Below are 17,758 nucleotides of genomic sequence, written 5' to 3' on the forward strand. Positions count from 1 at the left end.
CATGTCGACGTGAGCACCCCACCCATGCAGTACCCACTCGCCCCCAAACCAGTTCGACGCGGCGGAGTCCTGCCGATCGTCATCACCATTCTCGGAGCGTTCGTCATCCTCCTCATGGTGGCCGTCATCGGCGCCGGATCGCCACCATACTTCATCGTCGGCGCGATCCCGTCGACTGCAGCCCTCATCGTGTGCCTGCTGTGCTACCGATGGCTCGACAAGTGGGAGCCAGAACCCGCCCGTCTCACCGTGATGGCATTGATCTGGGGAGGGTCAGCAGCCGTCATCTTCTCCATGCTCGTCGAGGCAGCCGTTCCTGCCAGCGAATTCGGCACCGCCGCCGTCGTCGCGCCACTCGTCGAGGAGTTCGCCAAGGCCTCGGTCTTCGTGCTGCTCGTCACTGGACTGCGCAAGCTGGAGCTCACCTCTCTTACCGACCACATCTTCTACGCCGGGGTGTGCGCCCTGGGCTTCGCCTTCGTGGAGAACCTGGGATATTTCGCGACTGCTGAGGGGACGGGAGACATCGTCGTCATGGCCCTGGTGCGCACCGGGTTCGGTGTCTTCGGCCACCCGCTCTACACCACCGCGACGGCGGTCGGCGTCTGGGCATGGCGCAACAAGGGCGGATTCTGGAGGGTCGTTCTGGGTTATCTCGTCGCCTGCCTGATGCATGGTCTGTGGAACGGCGGTCCGACTCTGGTGGCAAGTGCCATGGGGCTGGGCGTCAACGGCCAGTTGACGGCGATGGTCCTCATCTACGTGGTGCTCTTCGTCCCGGTGTTCATCGGCACCGTCGTCATGACGACTCGTAACCGTCGCAAGGAGTCCGAGGCCGTGCGCTCCCAGCTTCCGCTCATGGTTGAGGCCGGCCTGGTGACTCCCGCCGAGGCGGACATGATCGCAGATCCGGGCAAGCGTCGCGCCGTGCTCGCTGATTCGGGCAAGCACGGCAGGGCTGCGAAGCGCAGTCAGGAACGGACCATCACTGCTGTCACGGAAGCCGCACTCGCGCAGCACCGCATCGCCAAGGGCGAGGGAGGCCCCGAGCTGGTGCGCCGACGTGATCAGCTCTCGGAATGGCTGCGGGCACGCCCCGACAAGTTGGGCCAGCTGCCCTTCATGCCGCAGTTTCCGCAGATCCAGCCTCCGTCGAGCTGGTGAGCGTCAGGAATTGAAACGGTTCTGGGCCACCGTCAGTCCGTGGGTGATGATCGTCTCGACGGCGTCGGCGGCCATGGCCACCTGAACGTCCATGTCAGCGCGCTGCTTGGCGGGAACGCGGGCCAGTACCCAGTCGGCAGGGTCCTGACGGCCCGGAGGACGACCTACACCAACCCGCACCCGAATGAAGTCACCGGTGTGCAGATGGGCTCGAATGGACTTCAACCCGTTGTGTCCGTTGTCCCCGCCTCCGCACTTGAGACGTAGACGGCCAGGGTCGAGATCGATCTCGTCATGGATGACGACGAGGTGATCAGGGGTGATACCTGCGAAGCCCGCGACCTTGCGGACGGCGATCCCCGACTCATTCATGTAGGTACGGCTGCGCATCAAGGTGACGATCTGGGCGTCCGCAGCCGGGACGCCGAGACCAGCCGAGCCGATGCGAGTGCGAGCCAGCTCAGCCCGCTGCCCACGGGCCGACGAGAGCTTCTCGTCGGCCCGACGGCACAACTCGGTGATGACGTCCACCCCGACGTTGTGTCGGGTGCCGTCATAGCGCGGGCCCGGGTTGCCGAGCCCGATCACGAGCCAGGAAGGGCTCACTCGTCCTCGGCCTTCATCTCGGACCCGCCCTCGGCGTCCTCACCCTCGGACTCCTCATCCTCGGCGTGCTCGGTCTCCGGGAAGGCGACGGTGGCAGCGACGGCCTCCGGGTCACCCTTGAAGGTGGTGCCCTCGGGGAGCTTGACGTCGCCGAGGTAGATGGTGGTGCCGGCTTCGAGGCCGGTGACGTCGATCTCGATGAGCTCCGGGATGTTGAGCAGGTCGGCCTCGACCTCGATCTCGTTGAACTCGGTCATGGCGATGGTGCCAGGAGCCGACTCACCGGTGATGCGCAGGGCGACGTTGACGTCAACCTTCTCGCCACGACGCACGGCCAGCAGGTCGACGTGACGGACGAAGCCCTTGAGAACGTCACGCTGGACGTCCTTCGGCAGGGCGAGCACGGGCTCCTTGCCCTCGATCTCGATCGACAGCAGCGGGTTCTCGGTACGCAGCGCGAGGAGGGTGGCGTGGCCCTCGAGGGTCACATGGATCGGGTCGTGGTCGCGACCGTACATGACGGCGGGAACCTTGTCGTCACGACGGATGCGACGAGCAGCGCCCTTACCGAACTCGGTACGCTCTTCGGCCTTGAGGTGAATGATGTCTGCCATGGTAGTTTCTCCTTCTCGTTGACGTGAAACGGCTCGACGAGAGGATGCCCAATCGGGCGGCCAGTCGATCACGGACCTTGCGGTCCCTCGCCAAGCAGGGCCACTGTACGGCACGACGACGTCGTCCCCCAAATGCAAAGCCGCCCACAGCACAAGCGGTGCCATGGGCGGCTGAGCTGTCGTGTCAGCGGAACAGGCTGGTGACCGACCCGTCCTCGAAGACCTCCTGAATCGCCTTCGCGATGAGCGGGGCGATGGACAACACCGTCATCGAGGGGATGTTGATGTCGTCACGGATCCTGAGCGTGTTGGTGACGATGAGCTCCTCGATCGGGGAATTGTTGATGCGCTCAGCAGCCGGATCCGACAGGATCGGGTGAGTGGCGGCCGCGATGACGCGCTTGGCACCGCGCTTCTTGAGGGCCGAGGCAGCCTGGCACATCGTGCCGGCGGTGTCGATCATGTCGTCGACGAGCAGACAGGTCTTGCCCTCGACCTCGCCGACGACCTCATGGGTGGTCGTCTCGTTGGCCTTGTTCGGATCGCGACGCTTGTGGATGATGGCCAGCTGACAACCGATCTTGTCGGTCCACATGTCGGCCAGACGCACACGACCGGCATCCGGGGAGACGACGACCATGTCGGAGCTGTCGTACTTGGAGGCGACGTAGTCGGCGAGCACCGGCAAGGCCCACAGGTGATCGACCGGCCCATCGAAGAACCCCTGGATCTGGGCGGCGTGCAGGTCCACCGACATGATCCGGTCAGCACCGGCAGCCTGGTAGAGGTCGGCCATGAGGCGAGCGGAGATGGGCTCGCGGCCCAGGTGCTTCTTGTCCTGGCGGGCGTAGGGGTAGAACGGGGAAACCACGGTGATGCGCTTGGCCGATGCCCTCTTGAGGGCGTCGATCATGATGAGCTGCTCCATCATGGCCTCGTTCACCGGGGCGCTGTGGGACTGGATGACGAAAGCGTCGCAACCACGCACGGACTCCTGGAACTGCACGTAGATCTCGGAGTTGGCGTAGGTGACCTGACGCGAGGGGACGAGGTCGACGCCGAGTTCGGCGGCGATCTGCTCGGCAAGTTCGGGATAGGCCCGTCCTGAGCAGATCATGAGGTGCTTGTTGTTCGGACGGGTGGTTCCACTCACTGGTCAGCCTCCGGGTTGAGGGTGTCGTCTTGGCTGTCGGACATGACATCCGAGTCGGTGGCGGGAGCGGCGCACTCCCGGGAGAGGACGGATCCGGCAACGACGGAGGATCCTGCGGTCACCTCGGAATCGCCGACGTAGGCCATGTGGGGTATGGCAGCCTCGGTTCCGACGTGGGTGTTCTTGGTCTCGACGAAGGCTCCGACCTTGGCGTCGCGGTCGAGGACGGAGCCGGGGCGGATGTTGGAGAACGGGCCGACGCGCACTCCCTCACCGACGACCGCGAGGGTGATCTCGGACCGAGTGATGGTGGCCCCTTCCCGAATCTCGGAGTCGGTGACGGTGACATCCGGTCCGATGGTGGCTCCGGAGGCGATCGTCGTGGCTCCGCTGAGGAAAACGTCGGGATACAGGGTGACGTCATTGGCGAGATCGACATCCGGCTGGATCCAGGTGGAGGACGGATCGATAACGGTGACCCCGGACCGCATCCATGCGGTGACGATGCGTCGGTTGACCTCGGCATTCATACGGGCCAGCTGTACCCGGTCATTGACTCCCTCGGTCTGCCAGACGTCGTCGGTACGGAAGGCGCCGACGCGACCGCGACCGGGAACCTCGACGGTGCCATCGGCAGCCATGGTGACGACGTCGGTGAGGTAATACTCGCCCTGAGCGTTGTCGTTGGACAGTTTGGAGACGCCGTCACGCAGGGCCTCGGCGTCAAAGACGTATATGCCGGAGTTGATCTCTCGAACGGCCCTCTGAGCCTCGTCGGCGTCCTTGTGCTCGACGATCCCGACGACGGTCTCTCCGTCGCGGAGGATGCGTCCATAGCCAGTGGGATCATCGACCTCGGCAGTGAGGACGGTGACGAGATTGCGACGCTCGCGGTGGACCTCGACCATCTGTTGGAGGGTTTCTCCGGTCAGCATCGGGACGTCACCATAGGTGACGACGACCTCGCCGTGAAGTTGTCCCAGCCCCTCGAGACCACAGGCGACGGCGTGGCCGGTGCCTTTCTGCTCGGCCTGAACAGCGGTGGTGACGTCGGGGGCGTCATCAGCTAGATGGGCCTCTACCTGATCGCGACGATGTCCGACGACCACGACGAGATGCTCTGGGCTGAGTCCGCGTGCCGCTCCAATGGCCCACGACAGCATGGGTCGACCGGCGACCTCGTGGAGCAGCTTGGACTTCGAGGACTTCATGCGGGTACCACCGCCGGCAGCCAGCACGATGACGGCGGCCACTCCGTCGTTCTCGGTTCGGTCAGTGGACGGGCTGGACGTCACGGTGCTCCCCCAGTTCGGATGCGGCATGCAGGGCCAACTGTAGCCGTCACGCGGTCGCACCGCACCGTGAGGAGGTGCGACAGGGTGGATGAGCTCCCCGGGCAGGAGTCGAACCTGCGTCGCTGATCCTGATTCAAAGTCAGGCGGGCCCTGCCGGCAGACCAACCGGGGAACGCTCGGCGAACCGAGTCCCCCCAACCCTAGAGCATGGACCGCGATTCGGCCACGCAACGGGCCTGAGTAGGCTCGATGCCATGACGTCGACGCCCGCATCCCGACCTTCCAGGCACCCCCGGGCCCGGATGACCAGCGGACAGCGCCGCGAGCAGCTCATCAGCGTGGCGCGTCGTCTCTTCGCCGACAACGGCGTCGCGGGCACCTCCGTCGAGGAGATCGCTGCCACCGCAGGAGTTTCGAAACCTGTCGTCTACGAGCACTTCGGGTCCAAGGACGGGCTCTACGCCGTCGTCGTCGATCGGGAGGTGCGCCTGCTGCAGGATTCCCTCAATGCCGCGATGACCCGCCCGAAGCAGGGACCACGTCGCACCCTGGAGTCCGCAGTGCTGGCCTTGCTGGACTACATCGATGATCGCCCCGATGGATTTCGCATCATCTCCCGAGATTCCTCGGTCGGATCAACGACCGGCTCCTACGCTTCGATCCTTTCTGACGTCGCTTCCTGGGCGGAAGGGATTCTCGCCGACAACTTCAACCGTCACGGCTTCGACGCCTCCTTCTCGCCCCTTTATGCCCCGGCACTCACCGGGATGGTGGGCATGGCAGGACAGGCCTGGATCGACACCCGGGAACCGGCCAAGGAGATCGTCGCCGCTCACCTCGTCGACCTGGCCTTCAACGGGCTGGCACGGGTGTCGGAAAATCCGCGTCTCACCCGCCACAGCGAGCGGGAAGAGGATCAGTCCAGCTCTTCCTGACGAGCCAGCACCGCGCGCAGTCCCCGGCCCAGTTGCTCGACGGCCTGCGGGTCCATCGAGTCGAGGAGACGTCCCTCGGATTCCAACAAGGCTGCCAGAGCTCCGTCGACCCGATCTCGTCCAGCATCGGTGAGCTCGACGATGACCCCGCGACCGTCCTTGGGGTGAGGCAGACGACACACCAGGCCACGGTCTGACAGTCTGGTGATCCGATTCGTCATCGTCCCCGAGGCGACCTCAAGCTCGCTGAGGAGCTGCCCGGGGCTGAGTTGGTATGGCTCCCCGGAGCGTCGCAGGGCTGCCAGGACGTCGAATTCCCAGCCCTCCAGGTCCCATTGCGAGAATGCCTTGGAGCGGTCTCGATCAAGGCGACGTGCCAGCCTGGTGACGCGCGACCACACCTCCATCACCTCGACGGGCAGGTCGGGTCGCTCCCTCGCCCATGCCGCGATGATGACATCGACGGCGTCCTTCGGGTCCTGGTGCCGGTGGGAGGTCGTCATGCGAAGCTCCCCACCGGCCCCGGCAACACCTGAGCACCGGAGGCCGGGCCGCGGGCCGTCCTGGTGCGATTGACCTGCGGTAGGGCGGACACGGCGGCGCTGACCTTCTTGGCCCCGGCGGCGTCGCGCACGAGGAAGGCGCAGGTGGGTCCGGAACCCGAGACGAGGGCGGTGAGAGCTCCAGCTTCCTTCCCGACTTCCAGCACCTCGCCGAGTTCGGGACGCAGGTCAACAGCGGGGGCCTGAAGATCATTGCTCATGGTGGCCGCGACCGCGTCGAGATCTCCCCGCGTGAGGGCTGAGATGAGGTCGTTGGGAACTGCCTCGCCCCCGGGGTTCCCGCCCATCTCATCGAAACGTCGGTAGACGGCTGGGGTGGACAGTCCCTGGTTCGAGGTGGCGATGACCCAGTGATGACGGCCACGGCAAATCACCGGAGCCAGACGGTCCCCTCGCCCTCGACCCAGCGCCACCCCGCCTATGAGACAGAAGGGCACGTCAGAGCCTAGCTGCGCGGCCAGCGGCTGCAGACTCTCAGGAGAATCGGGAAGACGACACAGGGCGGCTGCGGCGAGCAGGGCTCCGGCGGCGTCAGCGGACCCACCTGCCATGCCACCGGCGACAGGAATGGACTTGTCGATGTGAATATCGACGCCGTGATCGCGCTCCCCCCGCTCCAGGGCGAATTCCTCACGCACCATCTCCACGGCCCGCCAGGCGAGGTTGGTCTCGTCAGTGGGGACCTGGTCGGCATCCTCTCCCGAGACGGTGAGGGTGATGCGTTTGTCGTCACGACGGGTCACCGTCACTTCGTCGTGAATCCCGATCGCCTCGAAGACCGTTGCCAGCGGGTGGAAACTGTCAGGCGCGAGGCTGCCGACCCCCAACGCCAGATTGACCTTGGCGCTGACCCGCACCGTCACGGTCGTGGGACGGAGCAAGTCGAACGGATCGTCCATCATCATGTGCTTACCGTACCGGCAGAAGTTCACACCTGACCCGGATCGCCGAGGACGCCGGCCTGGGCCAACGCCTCCGCAACACGGGTCAAGTCCACGATGTCAAGGGCCTCTCCGCGCACCGTCGGGTCGATCCCTACAGCGCCGATGAGGTCGGAGGCAGCCGCCGAACCACCACACAGTCCAGCCAGTGCGGATCTCAGCATCTTGCGACGGGACGCGAAGGCCGCGTCAATCACGCGGAAGACCTGGGAGCGAGTGGTCTCAGGGGCTCGTCCGTCGATCTGAGGAGGACGTCTCCTCGTGATCCGGACCAACCCGGAATCCACGTTGGGCACCGGCCAGAAGACCGTCGGGGGGACATTTCCCACCCGGGTCGCCTCGGCATACCAGGCCAGCTTGGCGCTGGGAACCCCGTAGATCTTGGATCCGGGAGCGGCCACCAGACGGTCGGCCACCTCCGACTGCACCATGACGACACCCGTCGACCACTGCGGACAGATCGCCAGCATGTGCAGCAGCACCGGGACAGCGACGTTGTAGGGCAGGTTCGCCACCAGCGCGGTCGGATCGGAGCCGGGGATGGCATCGACGTCGAGGGCGTCGGAGAGGATGACCTCCAGCCTGTCGGCAGCCTCGGGCATCCGCTCGGCCACCGTGTCGGGAAGCTGGGTGGCCAGCACCTCGTCGATCTCGACAGCGACGACCTGGGCGCCGGTCTCAAGCAGGCCGAGGGTCAGTGATCCCAGGCCTGGGCCGACCTCGATGACACGGTCGTCGGGACCCACCTGGGCCAGGGAGACGATACGACGCACCGTGTTGGCGTCGTGGACGAAATTCTGCCCACGGGTCTTCGTCGGTCTCAGGCCGATCTGACCGGCAATGCGTCGGATCGACGCGGGATCGAGCAATCCGGTTTCGGTCACCAGGCACCTCCATAAGCGGAAAAGGCGTTGTCAGTGAGCTGTTGGCAGGCGCGCGTCTCATCCCACCCACGCTGCTGTGCCACGAAACGGGCGGTGTGCGGCAGCAGGTAAGGGCCGTTGCGCTTGCCGCGGCGTGGCACCGGGGTGAGGAACGGCGCGTCGGTCTCGACGAGGATGCGGTCGTCGGGAACGATCGCCAAGGCGTCACGCTGAGGGCCGGCAGAGTTGAAGGTGATCGTCCCGGAGAACGACAGGTATGCCCCGTGGCTCAGGCAGATCCGAGCCAGGTCGGCATCACCGGAATAGCAGTGCATGATGACCCGCTCCGGCCAACCTTCTGAGTCGAGAACGTCGACGACGTCGTCATGGGCCTGTCGGCCCTGGGTCGGACCGTCTCCCTCACCACCGTTGCGGGCATCACGCATGTGGATCGCAAGGGTGAGACCGTGCTCATGGGCCATGGCGATGTGGGCGGCGAAGACCTCTCGTTGGAGGGCTTGCCCCTCGTCGTCGGTCGTGCCGAAGTGGTCGATTCCAGTCTCTCCGATGGCCCGGACATGGTCGCCGGCGCTGGCGAGGTCATCGATGTGTTTGAGGGCAGCGCCGATCTTCTTGCGCCCCAGACGGGCGGCGTCATTGGGATGGATCGCCACCGCCGCAATGACGTTCTTATGGGTTCGCGCCAGTTCCTCGGCGAACTCGGACCCCTCCACGTCGCACCCGATTTGAGCAATGTGGGTCACCCCGACCTCACGGGCGGCGGCCAGGCTGATGGCGGTATCGAGGTGGACGATGTCGGCCACCGTGTCGAGGTGGGTGTGGGAGTCCACCAGAGGGGCGGCCAATGGCTCGGGCAGGGGCGGCAGGCCAGCCTCGGCCAGTACCTCACGGATGGCTTCGTTCACGATTCCTCCTGGTCAGTCGAGGCATTCTGGACGGCGTCGTAGAGCTCGTGTCGGTCGACACCGGTGGCCCGTGCCACCTGGGCGACGGCCTTGGACGGCTTGATGCCGTCGTCGATGAGGTCGGCGACCATCTCGACGGCCTCGTCAAGACTCACGGAGTTCCCCCTGGCTCCCTCGATGACGATGGTGATCTCGCCGCGGGCGTTCTCACGAGCCCATTCAGCCAGCTCTGCCAGACCGCCGCGACGAACCTCCTCGTAGGTCTTCGTCAACTCCCGGCACACCGCAGCGCGTCGGTCGGTGCCAAGGACCTCGGCGGCATCGTCGAGCAGATCGGCGAGCCGATGGGGAGCCTCGTAGAGGACAGTGGTGCGCGGTTCGTCGGCAAGTTCAGCCAGACGACGACGCCTCTCCCCCGACTTGCGCGGCAGGAATCCCTCGAAGCAAAACCGGTCAGTCGGCATTCCCGAGATGGCCAGGGCTGTCGTCACGGCGGTGGGTCCGGGGACCGAGGTGACGACGATGTCGTGCTCAATGGCGGCGGTGACGAGCCGGTATCCCGGGTCGGACACCGAGGGCATCCCCGCATCTGTGGCGACAACGACGTCGTCCCCGTCACGAAGACACTCAATGAGCTCGGAGGTTCGGACCGATTCATTGCCCTCAAAATAGGACACCACCCGGGCAGAGGTCTCGACGTCAAGGCGGCGCAGCAGATCGCGCAGTCGCCGGGTGTCCTCGGCAGCGATGATGCGGGCGTCACGCAAGGTCTCGACGAGGGCAGGTGAGGCGCTACGGCGGTCCCCGATGGGGGTGCCCGCAAGGATGACTCGTCCCGGTTGTGCCTGGTTCACCTGATCATCGTCCCACGCCGGACCGACGGTGACGTCTCCCCGACCCTCTACCATGGCGATGTGGCAGCAGCGAGAAGATCCTTGTCGACCATCGAGCGTCTCGACGACGGTCGAATGACCGATGAGTACACGAGCTGGGTCGTCACGGCCCTCATCACCGCAGTGGCTTTCCTGCTACGGGTGTGGAATGTCGGCTTCCCCAAGAACCTCGTCTTTGACGAGACCTACTACCCCAAGGACGCCTGGACGATGCTCCAGCAGGGGTACGAGGGCACTTGGCCTGACGCAGCGAAAGCCAACGCTGACATCGTCAAAGGACTCACGAACACCTGGACACCCGACGCCGAGTTCGTCGTCCATCCCCCGATGGGAAAGTGGCTCATCGCGATCGGGGAGCAACTGTTCGGTTTCAATTCCTTCGGTTGGCGATTCGCCTCCGTGGTCTTCGGGTCCCTGCTCGTCCTCATGACGATCCGGTTGGCTCGACGTCTTTCCCGGTCCACAATGGTGGGCGCCATTGCCGGCATCCTGCTCACCCTCGACGGCTTGGCCTTCGTCATGAGCCGGATCGGACTGCTCGACATCTTCCAGGCCTTCTTCCTGGTGGCAGGTGTGTCCGCGGTGGCGGCTGACCGGGACTGGTTCCGTCATCATCTGGCAGATCATCTGAGAGCCGTCGGCAAACCCCATCTCGACGGGATCTTCGGTCCAGCCCAGGGGTGGCGTCCGTGGCGTCTGGTGGCTGGAGTCATGTTCGGCCTGGCCTGCGCCACGAAGTGGAATTCCATGTTCGTGCTGGCGACGATGGGCATCATCTCGGTCATCTGGGACTGGTCGGCACGCCGGCTCGCCGGTGCGGGCACGAAGGCCTGGTGGTCCTTCCTGCGCGACGGGGTACCGGCCTTCCTCTACCTGGTCGTCGTGGCCGTGGGCATCTACATCGCCACGTGGGCACGGTGGCTCTCGATCTACCCACACATGGTTCTCGGAAAATCCTGGGCCGGTCCGAACCCTGATCCGGGCCTGTCCAAGGTGATCGGGAAACCCCTGGCCGCGCTGTGGGACTACCACCAGCAGATCTACGACTTCCACACCGGCTCGTACATGATGACGCAGACCCACGTCTACGCCTCGAATCCATCCGGATGGTTGATCAATCAGCGACCGCTCGGAATTGACGCAGTCAACGACATCAAGCCGGGCCAGCAGGGTTGCGAGGCCGTTGGTGACACCTGCCTGCGTGTCATCTCCGCGACCGGCACCCCCGTGCTGTGGTGGTTCGCAGCCATCGCCCTGGTGGCCGCGGTGATCTGGTGGATCTTCGCCCGTGACTGGCGGTTCACCCTGCCGATCGTCGCCATGATGTCGACGTGGATCCCGTGGTTCCGCTACGACGATCGTCCGCTGTTCTTCTTCTATGCCATCTGCATCATCCCATTCACGGTGACAATCCTGGCGATCTGGCTCGGTCAGATCCTCGGGCCGACCAAGGTCACCAGCCGACGCCGCATCGGTGCGATCGTCGTCGGGACCGTCATGGCCTTGGTTGCGGCTGATTTCGCCTTCATCTACCCCGTCCTCACCGACAGTCTCATGACCCGAAAGGCATGGCTGGCACGGATGTGGTTCCGCTCCTGGATCTGAGTCGGCCATTGGACGCCCGGCGGGGTCTGCTCGTCGGACCGATACGCTGAGGGTCCGGAAGGGAACCGACCCGGAAGGACGCCCATGATCTGGAAACTGCACAACGGCGGTGTACTGGAACCAGGTGAGGTGGTGGCTCCCGACGAGAGACTCGGATGGGGACGAACCATCGGGCTGGGAGCCCAGCACGTGGTGGCGATGTTCGGGGCGACCTTCGTCTTCCCCGTCCTCATGGGCCTCAACCCGCAGCTGGCAGTGATGATGTCGGGTATCGCGACCCTCGTCTTCATCTTCGTGACCAAGCATGAGGTGCCGTCCTACCTCGGCTCCTCGGCAGCCTTCCCCGGCGTGGCGGCGGCCATCTACGCATCCGGCGGCAAGCCGAACGACGTCTCGGGCGCACTGTTGTGCGTGGGCCTGACCCTCTTCATCTGCGGCATCATCATCCAGGCAGCTGGTTCGCGGGTGGTGCACAAGGTGCTGCCTCCGACGGTGACTGGCGCCGTCGTCATGCTCATCGGCTTCAACCTCGCTCCGGTGGTTGCCAAGACCTATTGGCCCACCGATCAGTGGACCGCGCTCATCGTCATGTTGCTCGTCATCGCACTGTCGGTGGGACCGCGCGGATTCATCTCCCGCATCGCCATTTTCCTGGCCCTGGTCATCGGTTACGTGTTGTCGTGGATCGAGGATCTGGTGTTCGGTCCGCTGCATCACGCCGATGGCACCGTCGCCCCACGAGTGGACTGGTCAGCCATGCATGACTCAGCATGGATCGGCCTGCCCCCGGTGACGAACCTGGACACCTGGAAGTACCTGCCCCAGGCCCAGAACGGATCCCATTACGCGGCCACCAACGTCGTTGGGTTCCACCTGCCTGCCTTCCACCTGGCCTTCATCCTGTTGGCCCTGCCGGTCGTCATCGCCCTCATCGCCGAGAACACCGGTCACGTCAAGGCCGTTGCCGAGATGACCGGCAAGGACCTTGATCATCAGGTCGGGCGGGCGGTCGCCGCTGACGGTGCGACCTCCATACTGGCCACCTTCCTCGGTGCGGGCCCGACGACGACCTACTCGGAGAACATCGGCGTCATGGCGGCAACGAGGGTGTACTCCACGGCCGCCTATGTGGTGGCTGCGATCGTGGCGATCCTGTTCGGCTTCTCCCCCAAGTTCGGTGCCGTCATCTCGGCGACTCCCGGTGGGGTACTGGGCGGCATCACCGTCGTCCTTTACGGCATGATTGGCCTTCTGGGCGCCAAGATCTGGAAGGAGAACAACGTCGATTTCGGCAATCCGGTGAACCTCGTCCCGGTGGCAGCCGGCATCATTATCGGCGTCGGTGACGTCTCGCTGAAGTTCAGCGACTCCTTCACCCTGGGCGGCATCGCCCTGGGCACCATCGTCACCGTCGGCGTCTATCACCTCGCCAAGTGGCTGGCACCCAACGAGCTGTCCGACGCGGCCGGAGGCACGAACATCATCCTCGACACTCCTGGCATGTACGTTGACGACGACACCCCCGACGACCGTCGTCGTCGCGAGGGAGATCGACGCCGTACGCAGTAGGCTTGCGGCCCAGATGACGGAGGAGGCGATCTATGGCAGCAACACCCCAGCCAAGGAACGGTGCCACGACGAGTGCGCGTACCCATGGTGGCGCATCACCATTGGCAACCAGACCAATCGCCGACACGAAACCCGGCATCGTCGACATCAAGTGGTTCGAGCAGGGAGTCCCGGCCGACCCGGAACACCCGGCTGACGTCGAGACGACGCTGTCCTGGTTGGACGGCCACCCCGAGCGTCTGGGAATCATCGTCGAGCAGAGTCCGAACCGGACCCAGATCAAGCGCCTCGTCGACCTCATGCGCCTCGATCCACTGCTGACCGAGGACTTGGTGGAAGGCCACCAGCGTCCCAAGCTGGAACGCCACGGGGATGCCCTGTTCCTGGTGTTGCACCCGCCGTTCTACATCGACTCGATGGAGGATGTGGCCTTCGTCGAGGCCGAGGTCATCAAGCAGCGCAACTGCGTCGTCGTCATCGTGCAGCGCATCCCTGACGAGTTGTCGAGCCTGAGGTGGACCCCGCGTCTTCCCAGTGACCCGGAGCTGCTGCGCCACGGTCCGGAGTCGGTGCTCTACACCATCCTCGACGGCGTCGTCGACCAGACCTTCCCCGTCATCAGCGGCATCCAGTTCGACATCGAACAGATCGAGAGGCAGGTCTTCAGTGGGGACTCCGCAGCCCCCGAACGTATCTACCGCCTGTCTCGTGAGGCCATCGACCTGCAGCACGCCACCAACCCGCTCATCCCGATCATCGCTGCCCTGCGCGCCGGGTCCGCCAAGCATCAGGTGCCACCCGAGCTGCAGGCCTATCTGGCTGACGTCGCCGACCACCTGGCCCGGATCTCCTCCCAGATCACTGACATTCGAGAACTGCTGACCCAGATCCTGACGGTCAATGCGACGCTGGTCGACCAACGCTCCAACGAGGACGTCAAGATCATCTCCGGATGGGCGGCCATCCTCGTCGTGCCCACCCTCATCGGTTCAATCTACGGCATGAACTTCGACTACATGCCAGAACTGCACTGGAGATACGGATACTTCTACTGTCTGCTCAGCATGGTGGCCAGCGGTGTGATCCTGTACGTGATCTTCCACAAGAAGAACTGGCTGTGATCTGACTTCTGCACGGGGTGTGACAAAGAGGAATGGGTCACACCCGGTGACGGTGAGATCCGACTCATTCGCCTCAACCTGAAGCGCAAAGCACCCACTGATCGGACGGAACTCTTCCCGTGGACTAAGGCACGCTTGAGCTGGAGTGCGCTCTAGATATTAGCGTCAACGCCGTGAGCGAGGACTGGATCAGCATAAGCGCGATGGCCGCCGAATCGGGCCTGAGTATGGACACCCTCCGGTGGTACGAGAAAGAAGGCATGTTGCCGCCCGTGGGGCGAGGCGTCGACGGACGGCGTCGGTACGCCCCGGCTGACCGCAACCTCGTTCTGCTGCTGGCCCGTCTGCGTGAGACCGGCATGACGACCCGCGCGATGAAGGAGTTCGTCGCACTCGTCGGCGAAGGGGCCGCCAGCCACGGCCGTCGGATTGCCCTGCTCACCGAGACCAGAGCCGGTCTGGAGGCGCGTCGCCGCGCACTTGACGACGCTCTCAGGGCACTCGACGCAAAAGTCGCCCACTACCAGGAACTCATCGACGCCGGTCGGGACTGCGACGGGGGCGCTGTCCCCGCCGAATTGCGCGACCGACAACATGACCAGCGACGGTGACCCGTCGATACCCCACTCCGAAAGGAACGCACATGACTCGACACATTCCCGCACTCGACCGTGACACCGCCGCGATCGGCCTTGGCTGCATGGGCATGAGCTGGGCCTACACCACCCCGGAGGACCGCGACGACGCCGACTCGATCGAGGTGATCCGCGCCGCATTGGATCGCGGAATCACACTCCTGGACACCAGCGATGCTTACAGTTCCGGCCACAATGAGACTCTGGTCGGGCGCGCCATTGCAGGGCGTCGCGACGAGGCGATCGTCACCACGAAGGGTGGGCTGGTCTCGTCCTATGTCGACGGGCGACCTCACCTCGAGCGCGACGGGCGGCCGGAACATCTGCGCGCTGCCATCGACGCGAGCCTCGCGCGACTTGGCGTGGAGACCATCGATCTGTACTACCTGCACCGCGTCGACACCGCTGTTCCGTTGGAGGACAGCTGGGGCACGCTCGCCGAGGCCGTCGCGCAGGGTAAAATCCGCGCACTGGGACTCAGCGAAGTGACCACTGACGAAGCCGAACGCGCCCACGCTTATACATCCAGTCGCCGCCATCCAGTCGGAGTTGTCGCTGTGGACCCGTGACGCCCTGGGAGTCGGCACGAACTCTGACGGAACGCCCGCGGGTGACGTCGTCGACTGGGCCGCCGCCCATGACGCGATCTTCGTGCCGTTTTCCCCGCTGGGACGCGGTTTCCTGACCGGCGCATTGGATACGCAGGCGTTGCCCGCCAACGATTTCCGGGCCCGACTGCCTCGGTTCACCGGGTCGGCAGCGAAGGCCAATCAGCGGATCGTCGACGTTGTACGCCACGTCGCGACCCGACACGAGACCACACCTGCAGCGGTGGCCCTTGCGTGGGTGCTGTCCCAAGGCGAGCACGTCATCCCTATTCCCGGCACCACGAAAATTGCTCGACTCGATGAGAATCTCACTGCCGCCGACCTCGTGCTCAGCCCCGATGACCGGCTCTTCGGACTTGAGGTGGGGCGGGTAGTCGTGGCTCGGTGTGGTGAGGGGTCGGGGTCTTCGGCAGGGTCAGCAGCGACCAAACTCGCTGTTCCAAGAAGACCCCGACTGTGTGTGAGCCTACCGACTACTGCCCGCGTTGTGATGCCCTGATCGACCTGTCTGGTCTGCACGTGACCGCCGTCGAGCGCGCCCCGACACGATCACCGTGGAGGTGGAGTCCGCCCCTGGCGAGGGATTCTGTCCCGACTGCGGCGTTCTCGCGCGGTCTCACGGCCGCCGTGCTCGGGTCCTGCACGATGTTCCCTTCGGCGACACGGCGGTCGTGATTGTGTGGCGCACCCGCACGTGGCGTTGCGCCGAACCCTTGTGCGCCAAGGGCTCGTTGACCGAGCAAGACCCGGCGGTCGCCGCGCCCAGGGCCCTGTTGACCCGGCGCGCCATCGGGTGGGTCTTGGCGCAACTGCGCCGAGAGCACGCTTCGGTGCTGGGACTCGCACGCCAGCTCGGCATCGACTGGAAGACCGCGTGGAGGGCGATCAAACCGGTCCTCCAGGCCGCTGACGCCGACCCGTCCCGGTTCACCGGGGTCCGTCGTCTGGGGGTTGATGAACACGTCTGGCATCACAAGAACCCACGAACCCGGGGTCTGAAGATGCTCACCGGCATGGTCGACTTCACCCCCGCCGCTGACGGCACACCCCGAACCCGGCTGCTGGACCTGGTCCCGGGACGCTCGGGAACCGCCTACTCAGCCTGGCTCCAGGAACGCGGCCCTGACTGGTTGCGGCAGGTCGAGGTCGCCTCCCTGGACCCCTTCCGGGGCTACAAGAACGCCATCGACGAGCACCTCGACGACGCGACAGCGGTGCTGGACGCCTTCCACGTCGTCGCCCTCGCCACGAAAGCAGTCGACGAGGTCCGCCGCCGCGTCCAACAAGCCACCCTCGGCCACCGAGGCCGCACCGGCGACCCGCTGTTCGGGATCCAGACGATCCTCAAAGCCTCAGCAGAGAACCTGTCCGACAAGCAGAAACACCGCCTCGCCACAGCGATCGACGCCCACCAAGCGCATGAAGAGGTATTCATTGCCTGGCAAGCCGCGCAACGCGTCCGCGAGGTCTACCACGCAAACTCACCAGCCGAGGGCCGGGCTCTGGCCGAGCACCTCGTCGAGGCTCTGCCGACCTGCCCGATCCCCGAAATCGCGTGTCTGGGCCGGACCCTGAAACAGTGGCGCGACGCGTTCCTGGCCTACTTCGACACCGGGGGCGCGTCCAACGGCCCCACCGAAGCGATAAACGGCCTGATCGAACTCCACCACCGCATCGCCCGCGGCTTCCGCAACCGCGACAACTACCGCCTCCACTGCCTGCTCATCGCCGACGGCCTCGACACGTGACCCCCACCTCAAGTCCGAAGAGACCATTATCTTGACCCCTCGCCCGCAAACACTACCGCCCGTCTGAGCATTGTCGGCTACTTACTGCTCGCACCTGCGCTCGTCACCACAGTGCTCGGCCTCACCCGCGTCGGTACTGCCCCGCACTGGTTTAGTTTCGGGCTCTTCTGCATTGGTGTGCTCTTGCTCGGGGGGTATCTGATCCAGGCAGTGCGAACCACCGAACCACTCATCGATGTGCGCCTTTTCCGCCGCGGCACCTTCACGTCGGCGTGGACAACACTCGCACTCGCGAGCATTGTGTTTTATGGTGGGCTTTTCCTTATCCCCCTGCATTATCAGCAGAACGCTGGCACGTCAGCATTGATCGCCGGCTTGTTGCTGGCAGTGCAGAGCCTCGGCGCGTTTGGGAGCCGTTCGCTCGCACCCACGCTCACAACTCGGTGAGGTACGCGCACCTGCGCATATCTATATATCGGAAGCACCGTGCTCGGCACACTGCCATTTGCGTTCTCAAGC

19 protein-coding genes and 1 tRNA gene are annotated in these 17,758 nt (G+C 64.9%); 10 read left to right on the top strand and 10 right to left on the bottom strand.

The window, feature by feature from the left end; translation table 11 throughout:
- Window positions 1-24: 24 nt before the first annotated feature.
- Window positions 25-1,164, top strand: a complete 1,140-nt coding sequence (locus PALO_RS08150; RefSeq protein WP_004810872.1) for a PrsW family intramembrane metalloprotease — start codon at window positions 25-27, stop codon at window positions 1,162-1,164.
- 3 nt (window positions 1,165-1,167) lie between these two features.
- On the opposite strand, the gene pth is transcribed toward PALO_RS08150, so the two are convergent.
- From pth to PALO_RS08175, 5 genes are all read right to left on the bottom strand, one after another.
- Entirely contained in the window at window positions 1,168-1,770 is a 603-nt protein-coding gene (pth, locus tag PALO_RS08155) for an aminoacyl-tRNA hydrolase (protein WP_015583161.1), read from the bottom strand.
- Window positions 1,767-2,384 carry a 50S ribosomal protein L25/general stress protein Ctc gene (locus PALO_RS08160; RefSeq protein ID WP_015583162.1) on the bottom strand — a complete coding sequence of 206 codons (618 nt, stop codon included), beginning with the start codon at window positions 2,382-2,384 and terminating at the stop codon, window positions 1,767-1,769. The genes pth and PALO_RS08160 overlap by 4 nt, the downstream gene beginning before the upstream one ends.
- Before the next feature lie 184 nt (window positions 2,385-2,568).
- Window positions 2,569-3,537: a ribose-phosphate diphosphokinase gene (locus PALO_RS08165; RefSeq protein WP_015583163.1), complete on the bottom strand. Its 969-nt coding sequence runs from the start codon at window positions 3,535-3,537 to the stop codon at window positions 2,569-2,571.
- Window positions 3,534-4,832, bottom strand: coding sequence for a bifunctional UDP-N-acetylglucosamine diphosphorylase/glucosamine-1-phosphate N-acetyltransferase GlmU (gene glmU, locus PALO_RS08170; protein ID WP_015583164.1), 1,299 nt, complete (start codon window positions 4,830-4,832; stop codon window positions 3,534-3,536). Before glmU ends, PALO_RS08165 begins: the two co-directional genes overlap by 4 nt.
- Window positions 4,833-4,925: 93 nt before the next feature.
- Window positions 4,926-5,004 (bottom strand) — tRNA-Gln (locus tag PALO_RS08175).
- 130 nt (window positions 5,005-5,134) lie between these two features.
- Here PALO_RS08175 and PALO_RS08180 point away from each other — a divergent pair.
- A complete protein-coding gene (locus PALO_RS08180) occupies window positions 5,135-5,767 on the top strand; it encodes a TetR/AcrR family transcriptional regulator (RefSeq protein ID WP_015583165.1) in 633 nt (210 codons plus the stop codon).
- On the opposite strand, the gene PALO_RS08185 is transcribed toward PALO_RS08180, so the two are convergent.
- The 5 genes from PALO_RS08185 to rsmI are packed head-to-tail and all read right to left on the bottom strand — an operon-like array spanning window position 5,749 to window position 9,914.
- Window positions 5,749-6,270 carry a MarR family winged helix-turn-helix transcriptional regulator gene (locus PALO_RS08185; protein ID WP_004810861.1) on the bottom strand — a complete coding sequence of 174 codons (522 nt, stop codon included), beginning with the start codon at window positions 6,268-6,270 and terminating at the stop codon, window positions 5,749-5,751. The two genes, PALO_RS08180 and PALO_RS08185, sit on opposite strands and share 19 nt — an antisense overlap.
- Window positions 6,267-7,235 (bottom strand): 4-(cytidine 5'-diphospho)-2-C-methyl-D-erythritol kinase, encoded by a 969-nt coding sequence (locus PALO_RS08190; RefSeq protein ID WP_177166428.1) that lies wholly within the window; start codon window positions 7,233-7,235, stop codon window positions 6,267-6,269. Before PALO_RS08190 ends, PALO_RS08185 begins: the two co-directional genes overlap by 4 nt.
- 23 nt (window positions 7,236-7,258) lie before the next feature.
- A complete protein-coding gene (rsmA, locus tag PALO_RS08195; protein ID WP_015583167.1) occupies window positions 7,259-8,155 on the bottom strand; it encodes a 16S rRNA (adenine(1518)-N(6)/adenine(1519)-N(6))-dimethyltransferase RsmA in 897 nt (298 codons plus the stop codon).
- A complete protein-coding gene (locus PALO_RS08200) occupies window positions 8,152-9,060 on the bottom strand; it encodes a TatD family hydrolase (RefSeq protein ID WP_004810854.1) in 909 nt (302 codons plus the stop codon). The genes rsmA and PALO_RS08200 overlap by 4 nt, the downstream gene beginning before the upstream one ends.
- On the bottom strand, window positions 9,057-9,914 hold the full coding sequence (rsmI, locus tag PALO_RS08205) for a 16S rRNA (cytidine(1402)-2'-O)-methyltransferase (protein ID WP_015583168.1): 858 nt from the start codon (window positions 9,912-9,914) through the stop codon (window positions 9,057-9,059). Before rsmI ends, PALO_RS08200 begins: the two co-directional genes overlap by 4 nt.
- 114 nt (window positions 9,915-10,028) lie before the next feature.
- Here rsmI and PALO_RS08210 point away from each other — a divergent pair, with 114 nt between their 5' ends.
- The 8 genes from PALO_RS08210 (at window position 10,029) to PALO_RS08240 (ending at window position 17,686) form a co-directional block, all read left to right on the top strand.
- Entirely contained in the window at window positions 10,029-11,558 is a 1,530-nt protein-coding gene (locus PALO_RS08210) for a dolichyl-phosphate-mannose--protein mannosyltransferase (protein WP_041710299.1), read from the top strand.
- Between the two features lie 84 nt (window positions 11,559-11,642).
- Window positions 11,643-13,127 (top strand): uracil-xanthine permease family protein, encoded by a 1,485-nt coding sequence (locus PALO_RS08215; protein WP_015583170.1) that lies wholly within the window; start codon window positions 11,643-11,645, stop codon window positions 13,125-13,127.
- Between the two features lie 101 nt (window positions 13,128-13,228).
- A complete protein-coding gene (locus PALO_RS08220) occupies window positions 13,229-14,248 on the top strand; it encodes a magnesium and cobalt transport protein CorA (RefSeq protein ID WP_015583171.1) in 1,020 nt (339 codons plus the stop codon).
- Between the two features lie 173 nt (window positions 14,249-14,421).
- Window positions 14,422-14,859 carry a MerR family transcriptional regulator gene (locus PALO_RS08225; RefSeq protein ID WP_196767615.1) on the top strand — a complete coding sequence of 146 codons (438 nt, stop codon included), beginning with the start codon at window positions 14,422-14,424 and terminating at the stop codon, window positions 14,857-14,859.
- 32 nt (window positions 14,860-14,891) lie between these two features.
- Complete coding sequence (locus PALO_RS13035; protein ID WP_071161829.1) at window positions 14,892-15,452, top strand: aldo/keto reductase; 561 nt, start codon at window positions 14,892-14,894, stop codon at window positions 15,450-15,452.
- A complete protein-coding gene (locus PALO_RS13040; protein ID WP_071161830.1) occupies window positions 15,433-15,990 on the top strand; it encodes an aldo/keto reductase in 558 nt (185 codons plus the stop codon). Before PALO_RS13035 ends, PALO_RS13040 begins: the two co-directional genes overlap by 20 nt.
- A gap of 55 nt (window positions 15,991-16,045) precedes the next feature.
- A complete protein-coding gene (locus PALO_RS08235; protein ID WP_015583173.1) occupies window positions 16,046-17,239 on the top strand; it encodes an ISL3 family transposase in 1,194 nt (397 codons plus the stop codon).
- Between the two features lie 111 nt (window positions 17,240-17,350).
- Complete coding sequence (locus tag PALO_RS08240) at window positions 17,351-17,686, top strand: hypothetical protein (protein WP_041710106.1); 336 nt, start codon at window positions 17,351-17,353, stop codon at window positions 17,684-17,686.
- The last annotated feature ends 72 nt before the right edge of the window (window positions 17,687-17,758 follow it).

This window comes from Cutibacterium avidum 44067, from assembly GCF_000367205.1.
In the GTDB taxonomy this organism is placed as follows: domain Bacteria; phylum Actinomycetota; class Actinomycetes; order Propionibacteriales; family Propionibacteriaceae; genus Cutibacterium; species Cutibacterium avidum.